The organism is Mycobacteroides abscessus ATCC 19977, from assembly GCF_000069185.1.
Classification (GTDB): Bacteria; Actinomycetota; Actinomycetes; order Mycobacteriales; family Mycobacteriaceae; genus Mycobacterium; species Mycobacterium abscessus.
The window spans coordinates 3,485,142-3,503,274 of record NC_010397.1; the positions used below are offsets into that span (position 1 = coordinate 3,485,142).

The 18,133-nt window shown below is 63.1% G+C and carries 18 protein-coding genes and 1 tRNA gene; 7 read left to right on the forward strand and 12 right to left on the reverse strand.

The annotated features are described in order from the left end of the window. Window positions 1-13 precede the first annotated feature (13 nt). Window positions 14-760 (reverse strand): SIR2 family NAD-dependent protein deacylase, encoded by a 747-nt coding sequence (locus MAB_RS17450; RefSeq protein ID WP_005081153.1) that lies wholly within the window; start codon window positions 758-760, stop codon window positions 14-16. A 105-nt stretch (window positions 761-865) separates the two neighbouring features. Between MAB_RS17450 and MAB_RS17455 the strand changes: the two genes are divergently transcribed. Together MAB_RS17455 and MAB_RS17460 are read left to right on the forward strand one after the other, a co-directional pair. Further along, a complete protein-coding gene (locus MAB_RS17455) occupies window positions 866-1,234 on the forward strand; it encodes a SpoIIAA family protein (protein WP_005081152.1) in 369 nt (122 codons plus the stop codon). 141 nt (window positions 1,235-1,375) lie between these two features. After that, window positions 1,376-1,900: a hypothetical protein gene (locus MAB_RS17460; RefSeq protein ID WP_005081150.1), complete on the forward strand. Its 525-nt coding sequence runs from the start codon at window positions 1,376-1,378 to the stop codon at window positions 1,898-1,900. Window positions 1,901-2,027: 127 nt separating this feature from the next. On the opposite strand, the gene MAB_RS17465 is transcribed toward MAB_RS17460, so the two are convergent. Both MAB_RS17465 and MAB_RS17470 read right to left on the reverse strand, forming a co-directional pair. Beyond that, window positions 2,028-2,855, reverse strand: a complete 828-nt coding sequence (locus MAB_RS17465) for an N-acetylmuramoyl-L-alanine amidase-like domain-containing protein (RefSeq protein ID WP_005081148.1) — start codon at window positions 2,853-2,855, stop codon at window positions 2,028-2,030. A 195-nt stretch (window positions 2,856-3,050) separates the two neighbouring features. After that, the gene (locus MAB_RS17470; protein WP_005081146.1) at window positions 3,051-3,413 is read right to left on the reverse strand and encodes a DUF1036 domain-containing protein; all 363 of its coding nucleotides are present in this window, start codon (window positions 3,411-3,413) and stop codon (window positions 3,051-3,053) included. A 544-nt stretch (window positions 3,414-3,957) separates the two neighbouring features. Here MAB_RS17470 and MAB_RS17475 point away from each other — a divergent pair. Then, window positions 3,958-4,260, forward strand: coding sequence for a WhiB family transcriptional regulator (locus MAB_RS17475; RefSeq protein WP_005081144.1), 303 nt, complete (start codon window positions 3,958-3,960; stop codon window positions 4,258-4,260). An 80-nt stretch (window positions 4,261-4,340) separates the two neighbouring features. Here MAB_RS17475 and MAB_RS17480 read toward each other — a convergent pair whose 3' ends face one another. Next, the gene (locus MAB_RS17480) at window positions 4,341-5,054 is read right to left on the reverse strand and encodes an alpha/beta hydrolase family protein (RefSeq protein WP_005115372.1); all 714 of its coding nucleotides are present in this window, start codon (window positions 5,052-5,054) and stop codon (window positions 4,341-4,343) included. 292 nt (window positions 5,055-5,346) lie between these two features. Between MAB_RS17480 and MAB_RS17485 the strand changes: the two genes are divergently transcribed. Next, window positions 5,347-6,387 carry an acyltransferase family protein gene (locus MAB_RS17485; protein ID WP_005081140.1) on the forward strand — a complete coding sequence of 347 codons (1,041 nt, stop codon included), beginning with the start codon at window positions 5,347-5,349 and terminating at the stop codon, window positions 6,385-6,387. A gap of 305 nt (window positions 6,388-6,692) precedes the next feature. On the opposite strand, the gene MAB_RS17490 is transcribed toward MAB_RS17485, so the two are convergent. From MAB_RS17490 to MAB_RS17515, 6 genes are all read right to left on the reverse strand, one after another. Continuing rightward, window positions 6,693-6,768, reverse strand: a tRNA-Ala gene (locus MAB_RS17490). 56 nt (window positions 6,769-6,824) lie between these two features. Then, the gene (locus MAB_RS17495; protein ID WP_005081138.1) at window positions 6,825-8,099 is read right to left on the reverse strand and encodes an MFS transporter; all 1,275 of its coding nucleotides are present in this window, start codon (window positions 8,097-8,099) and stop codon (window positions 6,825-6,827) included. After that, on the reverse strand, window positions 8,096-9,727 hold the full coding sequence (gene pgm / locus MAB_RS17500; protein ID WP_005081136.1) for a phosphoglucomutase (alpha-D-glucose-1,6-bisphosphate-dependent): 1,632 nt from the start codon (window positions 9,725-9,727) through the stop codon (window positions 8,096-8,098). The genes MAB_RS17495 and pgm overlap by 4 nt, the downstream gene beginning before the upstream one ends. 49 nt (window positions 9,728-9,776) lie before the next feature. Further along, on the reverse strand, window positions 9,777-10,100 hold the full coding sequence (locus MAB_RS17505; RefSeq protein WP_005056510.1) for a YbjQ family protein: 324 nt from the start codon (window positions 10,098-10,100) through the stop codon (window positions 9,777-9,779). A 27-nt stretch (window positions 10,101-10,127) separates the two neighbouring features. Further along, window positions 10,128-11,633 (reverse strand): carboxylesterase/lipase family protein, encoded by a 1,506-nt coding sequence (locus tag MAB_RS17510; protein ID WP_005081131.1) that lies wholly within the window; start codon window positions 11,631-11,633, stop codon window positions 10,128-10,130. A 44-nt stretch (window positions 11,634-11,677) separates the two neighbouring features. Further along, complete coding sequence (locus tag MAB_RS17515) at window positions 11,678-13,198, reverse strand: carboxylesterase/lipase family protein (protein WP_005115999.1); 1,521 nt, start codon at window positions 13,196-13,198, stop codon at window positions 11,678-11,680. A 272-nt stretch (window positions 13,199-13,470) separates the two neighbouring features. On the opposite strand from MAB_RS17515, the gene MAB_RS17520 reads away from it, so the two are divergent. Then, window positions 13,471-14,937, forward strand: a complete 1,467-nt coding sequence (locus tag MAB_RS17520) for a DUF4185 domain-containing protein (protein ID WP_005111828.1) — start codon at window positions 13,471-13,473, stop codon at window positions 14,935-14,937. Window positions 14,938-14,954: 17 nt separating this feature from the next. Here MAB_RS17520 and MAB_RS17525 read toward each other — a convergent pair whose 3' ends face one another. Continuing rightward, window positions 14,955-16,148 carry a thiolase family protein gene (locus tag MAB_RS17525; RefSeq protein ID WP_005081124.1) on the reverse strand — a complete coding sequence of 398 codons (1,194 nt, stop codon included), beginning with the start codon at window positions 16,146-16,148 and terminating at the stop codon, window positions 14,955-14,957. A gap of 115 nt (window positions 16,149-16,263) precedes the next feature. On the opposite strand from MAB_RS17525, the gene MAB_RS17530 reads away from it, so the two are divergent. Beyond that, the gene (locus MAB_RS17530) at window positions 16,264-16,689 is read left to right on the forward strand and encodes a winged helix-turn-helix transcriptional regulator (RefSeq protein WP_005111829.1); all 426 of its coding nucleotides are present in this window, start codon (window positions 16,264-16,266) and stop codon (window positions 16,687-16,689) included. Then, window positions 16,686-17,201 carry a DUF1990 family protein gene (locus MAB_RS17535; protein ID WP_005081121.1) on the forward strand — a complete coding sequence of 172 codons (516 nt, stop codon included), beginning with the start codon at window positions 16,686-16,688 and terminating at the stop codon, window positions 17,199-17,201. Before MAB_RS17530 ends, MAB_RS17535 begins: the two co-directional genes overlap by 4 nt. On the opposite strand, the gene MAB_RS17540 is transcribed toward MAB_RS17535, so the two are convergent. Continuing rightward, a complete protein-coding gene (locus tag MAB_RS17540) occupies window positions 17,198-18,106 on the reverse strand; it encodes a LysR family transcriptional regulator (RefSeq protein WP_005081119.1) in 909 nt (302 codons plus the stop codon). The two genes, MAB_RS17535 and MAB_RS17540, sit on opposite strands and share 4 nt — an antisense overlap. Window positions 18,107-18,133 lie beyond the last annotated feature (27 nt).

The following is an 18,133-nucleotide window of genomic DNA, read 5'->3' on the forward strand; positions in this document are numbered from 1 at the left end:
TGTGCGCGCAGGCTCAGAACGGTGCCAGCGCCTGGAGGAGCGCAGGCAGTGCCGTGGCCGCAGTGGATCTCCAAACCAGGTCCGCGCGATCGGACAGGTCGGTCTCCTGCGGGTTGATCTCGACCACGGTCGCGCCACGACTCAGAGCCAATTGCGGGAGCCCTGCCGCCGGATACACGATCCCGGAGGTGCCGATGAGCAACATCAGATCGCAATTCTGCGAATGCGCTACCGCATGACCGAACTCGACCTCGGGAAGCATCTCCCCGAACCACACGATGCTCGGGCGGACCTTTCCCCCGCAACCGCACTCCGGCGGGGCCACGCGCTCCGCTTCGGGGGCGGAAACCGTTGCCTCGAAATCACTGCGGCAGGTGTCGCAGTGCGATTTGAGCAGGCTGCCGTGAACGTGCGTGACATTCGAACTGCCGGCACGTTCGTGAAGATCATCGACGTTCTGGGTGACGATCCGAATGTCGCGATGAGATCCCCACTGCGCCAACGCCCGATGCCCGTCGTTGGGTTGTACCGCCAGCAGCTGGATGCGCCGATTCTGATACCACGCCCACACCAGCCCCGGGTCCTCTTGCCATGATTCCGGGGTGGCAAGGGTCATCGGGTCATACTTCGACCACAGCCCCGTCTGCGCATCGCGGAACGTGGGCAACCCGCTCTCGGCGGACATGCCGGCGCCAGTAAGCACGGTGACGGAACGTGCCTTCGACGCGGCGGCGATCAGCTCGTCGGGAACCTCGGTCATGAGTCTTTCTTACTACGGATTCGACCCGCGTTCGACCGACCTCAAGGCTCGCTCACCCCTCCCTACGATGGAATGAGACGTCAAAACTCCGGGCGAGGAGAAACCATGATCGAAGTACTGCCCGATGCGCCAGAGGGCGTGGTCGGATTCCGGGTGTCCGGCAGGTTGACCGGCAACGAGCTACGCGAGTTCACATCGACCATAAAAGAGGCACTAAACGGCGATGAGCTGCGGATCGTTGAGGTCATCGCAAGCGACTACGAGGGCTTTGGGCCCGGCGGGCTCGCCGAAGACTTGAAGCTGGGCTTGGGGATGCTCTTCCAGCATCATTCAGCCTTCAAGAAGATCGCGGTGGTGACGGACAAGGAGTGGGTGGCGCATACCCTGCATGCGCTCGCATGGATGGTGCCCGGCGAGATTTCGTTGTTCGGCCTTGACGAACTGGACCGGGCGAAAGTATGGGCCGCTAGCTAAGCCTGCGGTCCCAAGTCGGGTAGCACACTACTCGCGCTCACCGTTGCCTCCGGTCCATATCCTCGCACCACCAACGTTCGGCTGAGACCAACGGCCCTGCGCTGGAAGGATATTCATCCAGCCACGAAAGGCGCGTGCACCATGGTCCTCATCCCGAATATCGAGAGTCAATCGCACTTCTTCACCCCGGCCGCATTGGCGGTCAATGAGCAGCCGCCGTCATCAATTGCCGACCAGCGCTTCATCTTTCAGACAAACGGGGTAGCCATCGTCAACATGCCCGGCCAGACCACCGTCGATTGGTCACGCGACCAGGCATTGATCTCCCCCAACATGGGCGACGCCTTCAAAGCGATCACGACGCGACACAACATCCCGATACCCACCGGAACCTTCCCGTGGTTTCAGGTGGACAGTGTTATTCCCTTCGCGACGCTGAGTTCGATCTTCGACCGGCATCAGGCGATCGATGCGGGTTTCGCGGTTGATCGCTGGAGTTTCCGGACGCGGACAGGCACCGGACCACAGCCAGGCCAAACCTTCCGCAGCCTCTTCGACGGACTGCTCGTGGATCTGGCCGTGCGTGACAACGACGCCGTGATACACCGCATCAGTTACCACATCACGGTGCAGGGCAGGGTCCGCTTCGTCACGGGCCTGACGTGATCAACTCCTGGCGACTCCGGCATCCGCGTCAGCAGCCACAAAGGCCTGTTCAAGCAGCGTAAACAGCTCGCACCGCTGCGTCGCGCTCAAGGCAGACAACACTCGGCCCTCCGCGCCCTATGTCGCGTCATCGGATCGGCCGTAGCACGACAATGCCTGGGACCGTGTCGAGGTACTCCCGCAGGGGCGTATCCACGACTTGGTTGTTCGCGCGCAGTGACGAGGCGTTGCGTAGCACTGGCCCAGATGGCGTGTGCAGAAAGATTCCCACATGAGTGACGTCGAGTCCGCTGGCCGTGGCGTAAGCACCGAGGTAGTCGCCGTCGCGAAGGTTTGCGATAACACCATTGGAGACAAGAGCACTCGGTAGATAGAAGACCGTGCGTGAGCGCGGCGGCAGTCCCGGCAGGTAACTGTCGCCAGCATCCTTCAGATTGAGCATCTTGGTCACCTGCTCCGTTGGCGCACCCAGGCTTGCCGTCACATCGGTGGCATTAACGGGCGCATCGGCGGCCCAATCGGTAAAGAAGTGGCGGCGCTGCGTGAAGCTGACATCGCCTCCGCGATAACGAATCTGAGTCAGTTGAGCAAGGAAGCCGGCGCGGTCACTGGACCGCTTCAGCGCTTCGACATAGTCCGCGTACGTGAAGCAGTCCACGCGCGTCAGTTCCACGACCAACTGCTCAGGGACAGAGGCAGACCCGACAAGGGTGTTGGCGCCGTACGGCACATGCAGAAAGAGGGCCGATATTGCGGCGCTCAACTGCGCGGGATTCTGGGCCGCGAGGCGGTTCCGTTCGGCGACCAGCTCTTGGAGACGGCGTTCATTCGCCGGAGTGATCTGCACGGTATCGGCCGAAGCGGCGGGAGGCGCACACAGCACGCAGGCCAGCACAAGCACGGCGAACAGAATGTATCGAGGCCGTGCCGCAGCCCGTCGCGTCGTCGGGTTCATAGCCTGATGCCTTTCGCAGGGCCAGCTCTTACGAACTCGGCTGGTGGACTTCATCTCTGCAGATCGGTACAGGTCACATCCTCACACATATGGCACCGTGTCAGTGCGATACCCAGCCCTCCGACAGTCATGGTCGTGGGTCTTGGAACCGAACTCCTGTCTCGATTCCAAGACCCGACCGCGGCGCGCGCAGATTCAGGGATTCAAGTTCACCGTATGTGTATTGAACAGGAACGAGCCCACACCCACACGTCTCATCTTGACGACATCCCATGTCGACGTGCCGATGAGCAGACATGAATCGAATCGGTAGTAGGGATTGACATATACGCGAGGGCCGTTCACGTCGCCCCACCATGCGCCATTGCTGGCTTTGGCGTAGTAATACGCGGCGTCGTACTTCGTCCATATGGCAGTCTTCGACTCGCCCGGATTCAGATTCCACCAGCCGTGCGTGGCCCAACCGCCGTACTCGCCACCGCAAGCATCCGAGTCCACCTGCATGACTGCGACGGAGACCGGCAGGCTGTAGTTGCTATGAAACGCTAACCAAGGCATCGGACTAGCTCCCTTGCTTGATCAATGGTGCGGGCCGACTCGAGGCTTCACGGAAAGGTGCGGGCACAGCCGCGCCCTCATGCGATGGCGCTTCTGGACTATTGGCCCGATGATCTTCCGTGGTGTGAGATTCGATATCACGTATGGCAGGAGCCTCTGTTGAAGCAACAGGCTTGCCTGAGTGAGCAGTAGTCATGAATTTCACCCTTCTTCCAATGTGGATTCATCATGGAATTGCGGTGATCGCCGTCAAATAGACCCGCATTCGCGATTGTTGGATGACTACAACCACGGACTTGTGGGCCCAATATCTGCGGTCCCCCGCGCCGCAATTGTGGGCCCGGCGGTCGCGGCGATACCTGCGTAGTGGACTACTCGAAATCCGACAAACCGCCCGAATGACCCAAACATCCACTGGGCGAGCAGGCTGCGACTGAAGGTTGATTCCCTTGGCGCAACGCCCATTTCACATCATCGCAATCATCTTGTGTGAGGTTTTGGACAACACCACTCAAAGTGACGGACATCTGCGGGAAGGATATGCGTGGAGGATGCTCGGATAGCCGGGACCACGGCTCTCGTTCAAGATCTCGCATGGCAGCTACGCGGCGCATGCCGCAACGCCAACCATGATCTGTTCTACGCTAACGACGACGAAAGGCCTATCGAGCGAAGGCTCCGGGAACAGCACGCCAGAGACGTGTGCCGAAGCTGCGCGGTAGCAACGCGCTGCCTTGCCTACGCGCTGGAGATCGAAGAACCACATGGGATGTGGGGTGGCATGTCGGAGGCCGAACGCCACCGGATTCGCCTGCGCGTCACCGCTCGAAGCTCAATAGGCCAGTAACCGGCGCACCGGGACTCAGTATTGGCGGCGCAGCGGACTGCTTTCAAAACCTCCAGAAGTGTTGCGGCGCAGCACTACCGTTATATGAGCTGATACCGAATCCACTGCTTGGCCACACGCCATGCGGACGAGGACGGGTCGATCAGATCGAAATGATCCAGATTGGCGAACTCGAAGTAGTCGACAGGGGTACCTGATGCTCTAGCGGCGGACACGTAATGCTGGGAGTGCTCGACCGGGACATTGACATCACGCAAGCCATGTATGAGGACATGCTGCCGCCGGTGCCCGAGATTGCCGATCGGCGATGCCGTCCGAACCTCACGTGGTGAAGACCCCGCGACTCCAAGGAATTCTGCCGCGGCCCCACCGCCGAGGTTCTCCCGCAATGCTCTGTCGACGTCACTGACCGGGGCTAAGGCGACAGCGAAGTCGGCCAATCCCGCCGCGAGGGCCAGAAGTGACAGATGGCCACCGGCGGAGTGTCCAACCGCAAGTGAGCGAACAAGGTCTGGCTCGGCCTGCCGGACAGCTGCTATCGCCGCCTTCACATCTTCGAACGTTTCGGGCCATCCGCCTCCACCACCGACCCTGCGGTACTCGATGTTCGCAACCAGAAAGCCGTCGGTGCACAGGTCACGGGCTATTGGTGCGGTGAGTTCAGCACTCAGGGCTTCACGCCAGAAGCCACCATGGATGACATGGACAAGGGCCGCCGCCGGCTCATCCGGCTCGAGAATGTCGACGTATTGGCTCGGGTGATCCCCATAGGTCAGTCGTCTGTGCTGTGGCATGGCTTCGCCCTCCTGAATCAGGTTCATGCGTATACGCATTAGCCAGAGTATCGGGACCGCCAAGAAGTCAACGGCTCCAAGGAAACTCTGTACTCGACACGGTCGCGTGGGGCCGCCAAGACTACGGCCCTCTCCACCCCTGGTGCGGTGGAATCGCTGATCGCCAGCTAGGCCGAGGGCGCTAAATATTCATGCCAGATATTCATGCCAACTTGCGCCAACGCTCAGACTGTGAAAGGTCTGTAGTGATCTTGTTTAGGTGTGACGTCCGCGACAGGGGTTGGGAGGAGCGGTGCTGGGACGGGTATTTGATCCGCGTAACAACGCACTTAACGCATGGCGGCTCGTCCTGGCTACCTCGGTGATTCTCTGGCACACCTGGCCCCTGACCGGCCACGAGATTCCGCCGAGGCCTATCACTCAATTGCTTTCGCAGGTTGGGGTGGACGGATTCTTCGCCGTATCGGGGTTCCTGATCACTTCGAGTTGGATGCGAAACCCGCAGCCGCGCAGTTACTTCACATCAAGGGCCTTGAGGATCCTCCCGGGATTGTGGGTATGTGTATTCATCACCGCGTTCGTCATCGCTCCACTCGGCGTATTGATTCAACGCGGCTCCGTCAGCGAACTGATGAAGTCCGGGGCGCCCGCCGCGTACGTGTTGAACAACGGGCTGATGAATGTGCTGTTCTATCCCGGCATCGCCGGCACCCCGAAAAACATTCCATGGCCCGGAGTATGGAACGGCTCGTTGTGGACGCTGGCGTTCGAGACGGGCTGCTACATCGTCGTCGCGCTGCTCGGGATTTCGAGTCTACTAAAGCACCGGTGGACCATCCCCACCGCATTTGTGTTAACCCTCACCGCTACAGCAGTTTTCGGCTTCCCGGCTTTCGCAATGTCCACCATTCCCCAGATGATTGCCCGATTCGCAGTCATGTTCGCGGCCGGGGCGTTGATCTATCAATACCAGGACAAGATCCCCGCCAAATGGTCGCTGGTCGCCCTGTCGCTGGGACTGCTATTGCTATCCGGGCTACTGCCCAACTACCGCGTTCTGGGAGCAATCCCCTTGGCATATCTGGTGATTGCCTCCGGCGCGCTATTGAAACGCCTGAACCTGCGCAATGACCTGTCCTACGGGGTGTACATCTACGCCTTTCCCATCCAACAGCTACTCGTCATCATGGGACTCGCAACATTGCGGGTGTTCCCGTTCTTCATCGTGGCGACCCTGGTGACACTGCCCCTGGCAGCAATGAGCTGGTTCGTTGTCGAGAAACGCGCGTTGGCACTCAAGAAACGGCTGCGCGTCAAAGCGGGTGCGGGGTGACCATGCTGCTAGCCGTTGGACGGTCCTCGGATGGCTGTCGTGTCGGCCTGGCGCCGCGTGCGGGCCGCACTCACCGAATTGAACAAATGTGCCTGGCTCCCCGAACCGACAGCCGTAACCGGCAGACCGCTTCAGCGCGAGAAAACCGGCCGATCCAACGCGATCGCCCGCACTTCGGCGGTCCACCGCCGCTGACCGACGCCACCTGCCACGACGGGCCACTTCTGCGTCGCACCGATTGATATCCCCTCAGCCATTCCTGGTCCTCAGAGACAAAAAATCCCAGGTCGTCTGACCTGGGATTATGGTGGAGCTAAGGGGACTCGAACCCCTGACCCCCACACTGCCAGTGTGGTGCGCTACCAGCTGCGCCATAGCCCCATTGTTTAGTTGCGTGCTCGGAAGAAGTTACACCACGGCGACGGGCTCTCAAAATCTCAGCGCTCAGGGCCGCCGACATCCTCTGCTACTTCCTGCATACTCCTTACCTGCGGTGACGCAAGTCTCCCCAGCGTCTCGGGTGCGAACACCCATGCCACGGCCGCTATCAGCGGCATCGCCCCACCCACCACGAACGCCCACCCGTAGGACGTGTGCTCGGCGATCGCCCCGGCGACGACGGGTCCAACCACCAGCCCGATATCGGACGTCATCTGGAAAGTGGCCAGCGCCGTGCCTGCCCTGCCCCTGCTGCCCACCACATCGGCCACCGCGGCCTGCTGCGGGGACGCGTACAAACCTGCTCCGATCCCGCCTATCAGTGAGAGCACGACAAGCACCGGCAGCGATGACACGAACCCCATCGCCACCACGGTGGACCCACACACCACCAGCCCGGCGACCACCAGTGGCTTGCGACCGATGTCATCGGACCACGACCCGGCCAAAAAGGCCGTAGATACGTCGCCGGCGGCGAATGCGGCGAATACCAGCCCGGCCGCGCCAGGACGCTGATGCAGCGCCTCGACCACCAACAGCGGGAGCAGTGCGCCACGAATCCCGAAAATCGCCCATCCGGCACTGAAATTCGACATCAGTGCCGCCAGAAACGTCCGGTGACGCAGCGCCGAGGTCAACCTCACCGGAGTGCCGTGGTGCTCGTCGGCGACATCCAGCAGCGTGGAGCGCCGCAGTCCGAAATAGACCAGCATGACAACGATCACCAGCGCAGCCGCGTAGATGATAAAGGGCGCCGAAAGGCTCAGCCCCACAACAGCACTGCCCAGTGCAGGCCCGGCTACCATCCCCAGCAAGAAACTCGAACCGTACAACCCCTGGGCTCGTCCCCGAATCTCCTCCGGCGCAATGCGCACCAGCAGCGCCGCCGCGGACACGGTGAACATGGTCGAACCGACCCCGCCGACCGAGCGAAACACCAGCAGCTGCCAATAGCTATGCACGAAGGCGCAGATACCGGTAGATGCGGCGACGATCAGCAGTCCGCTCATGTAGACCCAGCGCTCCCCCAGCCGCTGCACCAGTGCGCCGGCCACGGGTGCGAACACCAGCCGGAAGGCCGCGAACGAACTCACCACCGCAGTCGCCGCGGTCACGCTCACCCCGAAGCTGCGGGCGTATTGGGGCAGCGCGGGCGCCACCACGCCGAACCCGAGCGCGATCACCAGGCTTGCGACGACCAGAACCCAGATCTCCCACGGCAGGCGTGGCTTTACCGTCGCGTTGTCTGCGTTTCCTTCGCGACAGCTACTCAACCGATGACCGCCGAGACAACCTCCCTCGCGGCATCTTGTACCTGGTTCAAGTGCTCGGCGCCCAGAAATGATTCTGCATAGATCTTGTATACATCCTCGGTGCCCGACGGCCGGGCCGCGAACCAGGCATTTTCGGTGACAACCTTCAGTCCGCCGATGGGTGCCCCGTTACCGGGCGCATTCGTCAGCTTGGCGACGATGGGTTCACCGGCCAACTCGGTGACGCTCACCTGCTCGGGTGCAAGCTTGCTCAGCACGGCCTTCTGCTCACGGCTCGCCGGTGCGTCGACGCGGGCATACGTTGGGGCGCCATACTTCTCGGTCAGCTGCACGTACCGCTGCGAGGGTGTCACTCCGGTCACCGCCAGGATCTCCGAGGCCAGCAGGGCGGCGATGATGCCGTCCTTGTCGGTGGTCCACACCGAGCCGTCACGGCGCAAGAAGGACGCCCCGGCGCTTTCCTCGCCACCGAAACCGATTGTCCCGTCGATCAACCCGTTCACGAACCATTTGAACCCGACCGGTACCTCGATCAGCGTCCGGCCCAGGCCCGCCACCACCCGATCGATGATCGAGGAACTGACCAACGTCTTACCGACCGCGGTCTGGGCAGCCCAGCCGCCGCGATGACTGAATAGGTAATCGATGGCTACGGCAAGGTAGTGATTGGGATTCATGAGCCCGGCATCGGGAGTCACGATGCCGTGCCGATCCGAGTCCGCATCGTTGCCCGTCGCGATCTGGTACTTATCCCGCGAGGCAACCAGCGAGGCCATCGCATCGGGCGAGGAGCAGTCCATCCGGATCTTGCCGTCGTGGTCCAGGGTCATGAACCGCCAGGTGGCGTCCACCAATGGGTTCACCACGGTCAGCTCCAGTGACCAGCGATCCGCGATCGCGGCCCAATAGTCGACGCTGGCTCCGCCCAGCGGATCGGCGCCGATCCGGATTCCGGCGCCCTTGATCGCGTCGAGATCGACCACGTTGATCAGATCGTCCACATATGCCTGCTGGAAGTCATAGCGCCGCACCGACTTCAGTGCCTGAGCCAGCGGTACCCGCTTCACCGAGCGCCAGCCGTCGCGCAGGATCTCGTTGGCACGTGCCGCAATTGCGCCCGTGGCATCGGTGTCGGCGGGGCCGCCGTGCGGCGGGTTGTATTTGAATCCGCCGTCGCGGGGCGGATTGTGCGACGGGGTGACGACGATCCCGTCCGCGCGGCCGGCCGGATTGCCGCGGTTGTGCCGCAGGATGGCGTGGCTCACCGCAGGGGTCGGCGTGTACCGATCGCGCGAATCAATGGCCACCACAACATTGTTGGCGACCAACACCTCTAGTGCGCTGGTCCATGCCGGCTCGGAGAGAGCATGGGTGTCGCGGCCGATGAACAACGGCCCACTAATACCTTGTGCATTCCGGTATTCGACGATCGCGGCGGTGGTGGCCACGATATGCGCCTCGTTGAAGGCAGCGTCGAGACTCGATCCACGATGTCCCGACGTCCCGAACGCGACCTGCTGGGCCACGTTCGCCGGGTCGGGCTCGATCGCGTAGTACGCGGTCACCACATGGGCGATGTCGATGAGGTCTTCCGGCTGGGCCGGCTGTCCGGCGCGCGCGTTGCTCACGCACCTGATTCTGCCCGCATCAGGTGAACCGTGTCTTACCGAACGGTCGCTATTGGATCGGCTGAATGCCGACGGCGGTGCCGTACGCACACACCTCGACGCCGGTATTGGCGTACTCGGTGGTCTCGAAACGGAACGCGACCACGGCATTGGCGCCACGGGCTTCGGCCTCGGCGGCCAGCCGGGCGAGTGCCTCACGACGGCTCTCGTGCAGCAACTGGGTAATGCCCTTGAGCTCGCCACCGGCGATGGACTTGAAGGAGGCCGCAAGATTGGAGCCGATGTGCCGCGACCGCACGGTGAGTCCGAAGACCTCGCCGAATACCGCGGCGATCTTGTAGCCGGGGATGTCGTTGCTCGTCACGATGATCATGAAGCCCAACGTACCGCCGCGTGTGGGCTAGACGATGGAGGTGACGTCCTGCCATAGCGGGCGGCGGTCCGCGTCGGGATCAGCCTCCAACCGAGACGGGTTGTCGATGATCAGCACCTGACGATCGGGCACCGTGTGGGCGGGCCAACCGTCACCGGGCACTCCGGTGTGCGCGAAAGCCAGCCAGCGCCTTTGCATCTCGTCACTCACGGAACGTGCCACGGCACGGTCTGCGCGCCCGGCGAGGAACGGCCCGGCAACTGTGCGGTACGTGCCGAATACCGCGAGCAGTTCGATGGCGTGGGTGGGGCCCAGCCCATAACGGCGCAGTGCCCGTGTCGTGTAGTCATACCGGTAGAAGTACGTCGGCGCGTACCGGCCGTGCGCCTCGGCCACCCGCCACGCTGCCGAACCAAATGCCAGGTCACCGGCCAGCTGCAGCAGCGCCTGCTGCGACGGATATCCGTCGTAGCCCTCGATGATGCGCCGTACGAAGTCGGGCCCGCCCTTGGACAAGGAATGCTCGAGTGCCTCCGGGGTAATCGGCAGGATCTTGAGCACCTTGGTGAACAGGGTGGCCTCTTCGGCGTTGTATCCGATGATGAGTGGAACACGATGTGACTCACCACGTTCCATAGCCTCGATCGGGTCCTGTGGCAACACATCTCCGTCGATACTCGGCCCGATCCGCAGCGATAGCCCCGGTACATGCTTGGCCGACCCGATAAGCCGGAACAGCGCCTTCACCAGATCCTTCGGCTTGGCCGCCAGCACGGTTGCCGCGGCGTTCGAGTCGCTGGCACCGAGGTACTTCGCGAACTGACGCGCATTCACCGCCGCGTCCTCGGCGCTGACCACCAGCCCACTGGCAGTGCTCTGGCAGATCGCCCGGTGGAACAAGCCCGCAGCCGACGGCACCGCGAGCAGTGTGTTCACCGCGTGCGATCCGGCACTCTCCCCGAAAATCGTCACGTTGTTGGGATCGCCGCCAAAGGCCCCGATGTTGTCGTGCACCCATTGCAGCGCGAGCACCAAATCGCGCAGGTACAGGTTGCTGTCAATGGTGTGCTTGTCATCGGACAACGAGGAAAGGTCAACGCAGCCAAGCCCACCCAGCCGATAGTTGACCGAGACGTACACGCATCCCCGCCGCGCCAGGCTCGCCCCGTCATAGAGCGGGGTGGCCGAGCTGCCCAGGAAGTAGCCACCGCCGTGGATGAAAAACATGACCGGCAAGGGTCCACTGACCGGCCCCTCGGGGGCAACGACATTGAGAGTAAGGCAGTCCTCGCTGAGCTTCTGCGGCTTGCCGGGCAAGATGATTGCGTAGCGATGCTGCTGAATGGACGCCGCTCCCCACGCACGACACGTGCGCACCCCCGTCCACGGCAGGGCCGGCCGGGGCGCACGCAGGCGCAACGGACCCACCGGCGGCTCGGCGTAGGGAATCCCACGGAAGCGGTGCACGCCGCCGCGGGTGAATCCTTCGACAGTGCCGTTGACGGTGTTGATGCGGATGGGCTTCTTTGCCATCGGCATATCCTAGGCAACCAACCAGTTGGGCCACAATGGCGGATTTAGAGAGTGAGACTGAAGCCTTCCCACGCCGCACGCCGAGCGGCTTCCGGGTCTAGTTCCACCCGGGTGGCGTGATCGAACACCATCACCGCACGATCCGGCGGCCCGTAGGTGGGCCATCCGTCACCGGGAACGCCACTGCGCGCGAAGGCAAGCCAACGGCGTTGCACGTCATTACTTACTCGCACGGCATCACGACGGCCCAAGGCTCCCGCCATCACAGTGCCCATGGCGCCGCGGTAACTATCGAACACCGCGAGCAATTCCGTGGCGTGCGTGGCACCCATGCCGGCAATACGCAACGCCCCGGGCGCGTAGTCGTAGCGGTAGAAGTACACCGGCGCATATCGATGGTGCGCCTCCGCCATTTGCCAGGCCGCGGTGGAGAAGTTCATGTCGCCGGCCAGCTTCACGCGGGCCGAACGCTCCGGGTACCCGGGATATGCCGCCACGATGCGGTCACGGTGCCCCGGCCCACCTCGCGCCAGCATTCCCTCCAGCGCCGACTCGGACAGCGGCATCATCTTCAAAACCCTGGTGAACAACTTGGCCTCATCGGCGTTGTGCCCGACGATCAGCGGAACCCGATGTGCCTCACCATGTTCCATAGCCTCGATGGGATGGCGCGGCAAGTAATGGCCGTCGATGCACGGACCGATCGCGAACGAGCCGCCCGGCATGTTGGTCACAATATCGGCGATCAGCATGTTGAGCGCCGCGCCAAGTTCGGCGGGGCTCGACCTGAGCACCGTTTCCGCCGCCGATTGCGTTGTGGCACCGAGAATCTGCGCGAATTTCTGGGCGTACATGGCAGCAGAGTCGGCTGGCACCGCCATCCCACTGGCGGTGCTCTGGCAGATGGCACGGTGGAACAGCCCCGCGGCGGCAGGCGTGGCCATCAGCGTCTCCACGCAATGTGCCCCCGCGCTCTCCCCGAAAATCGTCACATTGCCCGGGTCGCCACCGAATGTCCCGATATTGTCGTGCACCCACTGCAAAGCCAGCACCACATCGCGCAGGAACAGGTTCCCGTCGATGGTGTGATCGCGGTCGGACAGTGACGACAGATCCAGTGCCCCCAATGCCCCGACACGGTAATTCACCGACACATAGACACATCCGCGGCGAGCCAGAGCGGCGCCGTCATACAGGGGTGTGGCCGAGCTGCCCAGTAGATAACCGCCGCCGTAGATGAAGAACATGACCGGCAGCGGCTCATTGGACGGGCGATCGGGGGTCACCACGTTGACCGTCAGACAGTCTTCACTGGCCCGTTGGACGCGTCCCGGCCCCAGCACCCGATAGCGGCGCCGCTGGGGGGCGGCCGCGCCGAACTCCGTGCAGTCGCGCACCCCCTCCCATGGCAATGCGGGCTGCGGCGCACGCAGACGCAGCAATCCGATCGGCGGCCGCGCATAGGGAATAGACCGGAAGCGCCGCACCCCTCCCCGCACGAATCCCTCAACGATCCCGTTGGGGGTGGTTACCCGGACAGTGGGCGTCTTCGACCCTGAAGCCATGGGAGCCAAGATAGCTGTCTTCCACCGGATGACGTCACTCGTGCGCGGAAAATAAGAGGCAACCCGGGTAATTCGCCGCAGATGACCCGGCCAACACAAGATAACTGATCGCGACATCTAGAAATCGGCAGACCGCGCCACGGTCGGTTTCGGCCCGGTCACGGGAACATACCTATCCATGCACCAGTAGCCACATTGGCCCCACCTGCCACTATCGTCACGGGAGTCAATTACTGACGTCGGTGTGACGTCCTGCCCCGGGAAGGTCTGACATGTCGACGCGCCGCCGGATCTCCGTGGTCTTGATGACCTCGGCCGTTATCGGATCAAGCGTTGCGGTCGATGTTGCCCCCGTGGCATATGCCGATCCCTGCGCGGGCCCCGCCGCCGGGCTTCAGCCCCCGACTCCCGTCCCGGATGACGGCATACCCGGGCAGGCTCCACCGATCGGCCGCAGACCCGCCGGCGCCAATGACAAGGCACCCTTGCCGGAACTGGGCAAGCTGCCCCTTGCCATTCTCAAGCAGGTCCTCCCTCAACAATCGGCAAAGAAGAAGCCGGGATGGGCCCAGGAGCTGGCACGGCCGGCCCTACCCAATCCGCCGGAGCCCGGCTCGCCGAACAACCTGCAAGATCAGCAGGCCGCCGCCGTCGCTCCTGCTCCCCCTGCGCCGGCCGTCGGCCCGGCCGCCGACGCCGCCGTCTCCCCGACCACATCGGTTGTCGGCTGGGTAACCGGAGTGGATACCGGGGCCAATACGCTGCAGAAGTTCAGCATCTCCGGAACCGACCTCGGCATCATGTGGGACAACGGCGACAACGCCGGCCGTCAGGTGCTGATGGCCTTTGGCGATACCTATGGATACTGCGGAATGAAAAGTCAGCAGTGGCGCTACAACACCCTGCTGCGCACCCAGGACAAATCACTGTCGCGCGGTCTCGCAGTGGCGGAGGGATCCACGACCAACCCGTATGCCGGTTCGCCGCAGTCCCGTCCGGGTTACTCCAAGCAGATCATCCCGCCCATCAAGTGGGCTGCCCAGGAGCGCGGCATCATCCCCACAGCCGCCATTTCCGTCGGCCGCACCCAGTACATGAACTACATGTCCATCAAGAGCTGGGACAGCGCCGGCGAATGGACCACCAACTATTCGGCCACCGCGGTGTCCAACGACAACGGTCAGAACTGGAAGACGTTCCCGCAGAGCATCCGTCCGGCATCGCCCGACGCCATCAGCCAAGTCCCGTTTACCCCAGGAAACGAGAATTTCCAACAGGCCGCGTACGTCAAGGGCAACGACGGCTACATCTACATCTTCGGAACTCCTTCCGGGCGCAGCGGATCCGGCTTCGTGTCACGCGCGTTGCCCGGAAATCTGCCCGACGCCGCCAAGCACGAGTTCTGGAATACCGATCGCGGCACGTGGGTGCCCGGCGACCCGAACGCCGCCACCCCGATCCTCTCCGGCCCGGTGGGTGAGATGTCCGCGCAGTACAACACGTACCTCAAGAAGTACCTCGTGATGTACGGCGACAAGTCAGGCGATGTCCTGCTCTCGACATCCCCTGCACCCCAGGGACCGTGGAGTCCGCCGCAGATCATCGTCACCGAATCCCAGATGCCGGGCGGCCCCTACGCGCCGTACCTGCATCCGTGGACCACCGGCAAGGAGCTGTACTTCAACCTGTCACTGTGGTCGGCGTACAACGTGATGTTGATGCGCACCACTCTGCCGTAACCCGGCTGACAGCATTCCTAAAGCCGCTCAAGGATGGTGGCATTAGCCAAACCGCCTGCTTCACACATCGTTTGCAGGCCGTACCGTCCACCGCCCTGTTCCAGCACCGATACCAGCGTAGTCATCAGCCGTCCGCCACTGGCGCCGAGCGGGTGGCCGATCGCGGTGGCTCCCCCGTTGACGTTTACCTTGGACAGGTCCGCACCGGTCTCGGCCTGCCAAGCGAGCACCACCGACGCGAAAGCCTCGTTGACCTCGAAGGCATCGATGTCCGCCAACGATAACCCTGCTCTATCGAGTACTTTCGCGGTTGCCGGGATGATGCCGGTCAGCATGTATAACGGATCGTCGCCCACCACCGCCACCGAATGCACGCGAGCGCGCGGCGTCAGGCCGAGACGATGAGCGGTCTCACTGGATGTGATGAGCACAGCAGAGGCGCCATCGTTGATCGGCGACGAGTTGCCCGCGGTCACCTTCCAATCAAGCCCCGGGAAGCGCTGTTGCCAGAGTTCATTACGGAAGGCCGGCTTGAGTCCGGCGAGCACCTCAACCGTGGTCGACGGCCGCACGGACTCGTCGGTGGACACCTCGACCAGGTCACCGTTGACGTCGGGGGCCTTGATGGGCACCACATCGCGGGCAAATCTGCCCTCCGACCACGCTTGTGCAGCACGACGGTGACTCTCTGCGGCAAACGTATCCAGCTGCTCCCGTGACAGGTTCCATTTCGCGGCGATCAGCTCGGCGCTGATGCCCTGCGGGACAAGCCCTTCCGGGTATCGTCGCGCTACTTCGGAACCGAAGAAGTCCTTACCCAAACTTTGACTTCCCATGGGCACTCGGCTCATCGATTCGATACCCGAGGCGATCACGACGTCATAGGCTCCTGCGATTACACCTTGCGCGGCAAAGTGGATGGCCTGCTGACTACTGCCACATTGACGGTCGACGGTCACCGCCGGAACCGTCTCGGGCAGTCCCGCGGCCAGCGCCGCCCAGCGCGCCGTATTGGAGCTCTGCTCACCCACCTGCCCCACCGCGCCGCTGATCACGTCGTCGATTAGTGCCGGATCAATACCGGCGCGTTCAACGAGTTCACGAATCGCATGCGCGTGCAGATCAACCGGATGCACACCCGAGAGCGACCCCCCTGGCTTGCCCTTGCCGACCGGTGTCCGCACCGCGTCGATGATCACCGCATCCCTCATGACCTACCTCCTGGATTCGCCGTTGAACTCCCTCATCTCGGTATACGCCCAGTAAGTTGGAAATCACAACTAACTGTGATCAACCACATAACGTGCTACGTTGGATTTCACGACCATGAGAAATTGTTCGATAAGCAATGCCCTCGACGTCATCGGGGAACGCTGGACCCTGGTGGCCCTGCGCGAGATCATGCTGGGCAACCGCCGCTTCGAGACGATCGTTCGCAACACCGGAGCCAGTCGCGACATTCTGGCGACTCGGCTTCGCAAGCTCGTGGACGCCGGGGTACTGGAGAAGCGCCGGTACGAAGACCGCCCGCCCCGCTACGAGTACCTGTTGACCCAGTCCGGCCAGGCCCTTCGGCCCGTGCTGTTCGCACTGATGGAGTGGGGAGACAAATTCGTCACGAAAGGGCCTCCGCCCAGCATCTGGGAGCACCAATGCGGCTCAGTACTGCATATCCAGCCCACATGCGAAAGTTGCGGCGAGGCAGTGACCTTCGACGATCTCACCCCACGGCGACTCGGACGAGTTCGGTGAACCCCAGGGCGTTGACGTACGAAGCCGCGGGCGCGACATCACCCTGTGAAAGCATCTGGTCCGCTGCGCCAGCGGGGCTACGGCGGTTTGAGCAGACCATCTCGATCGGGCACGGAGCAGACCTCTGGGATGCGGCCGCACACGCCGTGGCCAACTGGGAAGTTAAACAGCGCAGTGGATTTCGCGTCCATCCGCAGAAGACCGTGAGCGAGGGCGCAGAGTTCGTCATCAGCTTCGGCTGGGGACCACTGGCGGTTCACGAACCCGTGCGCATTGTTGCCGTGGTAGACACCGACACTCGCCGCGGATTCGCCTACGGAACGCTACCCGGGCATCCAGTTTCGGGCGAAGAGGCGTTCATCGTGCATCGAGATGCCGACGGCGCCGTCTTTCTCACGTTACGCTCGCTGACACGGCCCGCGCCGTCGGGCCTCTGGCGCCGAATTTTTCCGGTGCTCCTGTTGGCACAGAAGGCCTTCCGCCGTCGATACCTGAGGTCGCTGCTGCCCTAATCAACCAACGCAGCAATATCCACCAATGCCCGCGCCGCCCCCGTCGGCGGGGCCCCCGGCCGCCAAACCGCACGGAACTGGCGGGTGAACACGGTGCCGTCGGCGGGCTTCACCTCGACCAGAGTCCCCGCCGATAGCTCAGGCCCCGCAATGAGTCGACTAAGCACCGCGGGCGCCAATCCGGTTGCCGCAGCGGCCTTGATCGCGGCCGCGGAGCCCAGTTCAGCGGCCGGTGTGGCGGGCTGGCACACCTCGCTCAACACTTCCCACACCGTGTCGCGGGTGCCGGATCCCGGTTCGCGCATGAGCAAGGGTGTGATCGCAAGCTCACGGAGCGTGACCGGCTTGCGTCGATGAGCCCATTTGTGTCCTGGTCCGACCACGATGACCAGTTCGTCAGCGCCCAGCACTTCTCCACCGAGACCGGTCGGCGCATGAGGCCCCTCGATGAATCCGAGCGACGCACCGCCGGCCCGCACCAGCTCACAGACCTGCTGAGTGTTGCCGACCTCCAGCGATACCGCGACGTCTGCGTGTCTGGCCCGAAGCGCAGTGAGCCACAGTGGGATCCGATGGTCGGCGATGGTGCGCGAGGCGGCGACGACCAGGCGCGGCGCTTGATCGGAATGCAAAGCCGCCACCCCCGTGACGAATTCGTGCGCTGCGGCGAGCACCGGACTCGCGTAACCCACGACCGCAAGGCCCGCGTCTGTGAGTCGCGATCCCGTCGGACCGCGTTCCAGTAGCACCAATCGCAGGCGGCGTTCCAGCGCCCGGATACGCATGCTGGCGGCAGGCTGCGAAATACCGTGCTGACGTGCCGCCGCACCAAGGCTGCCCGTCTCAGCGACGGACACCAACAGGTCCAATACGCCGAGATCAGGAGTGCCCGGAGGAAGCGCCATAAGGACAGTTTATGAGTACGCGCTGAA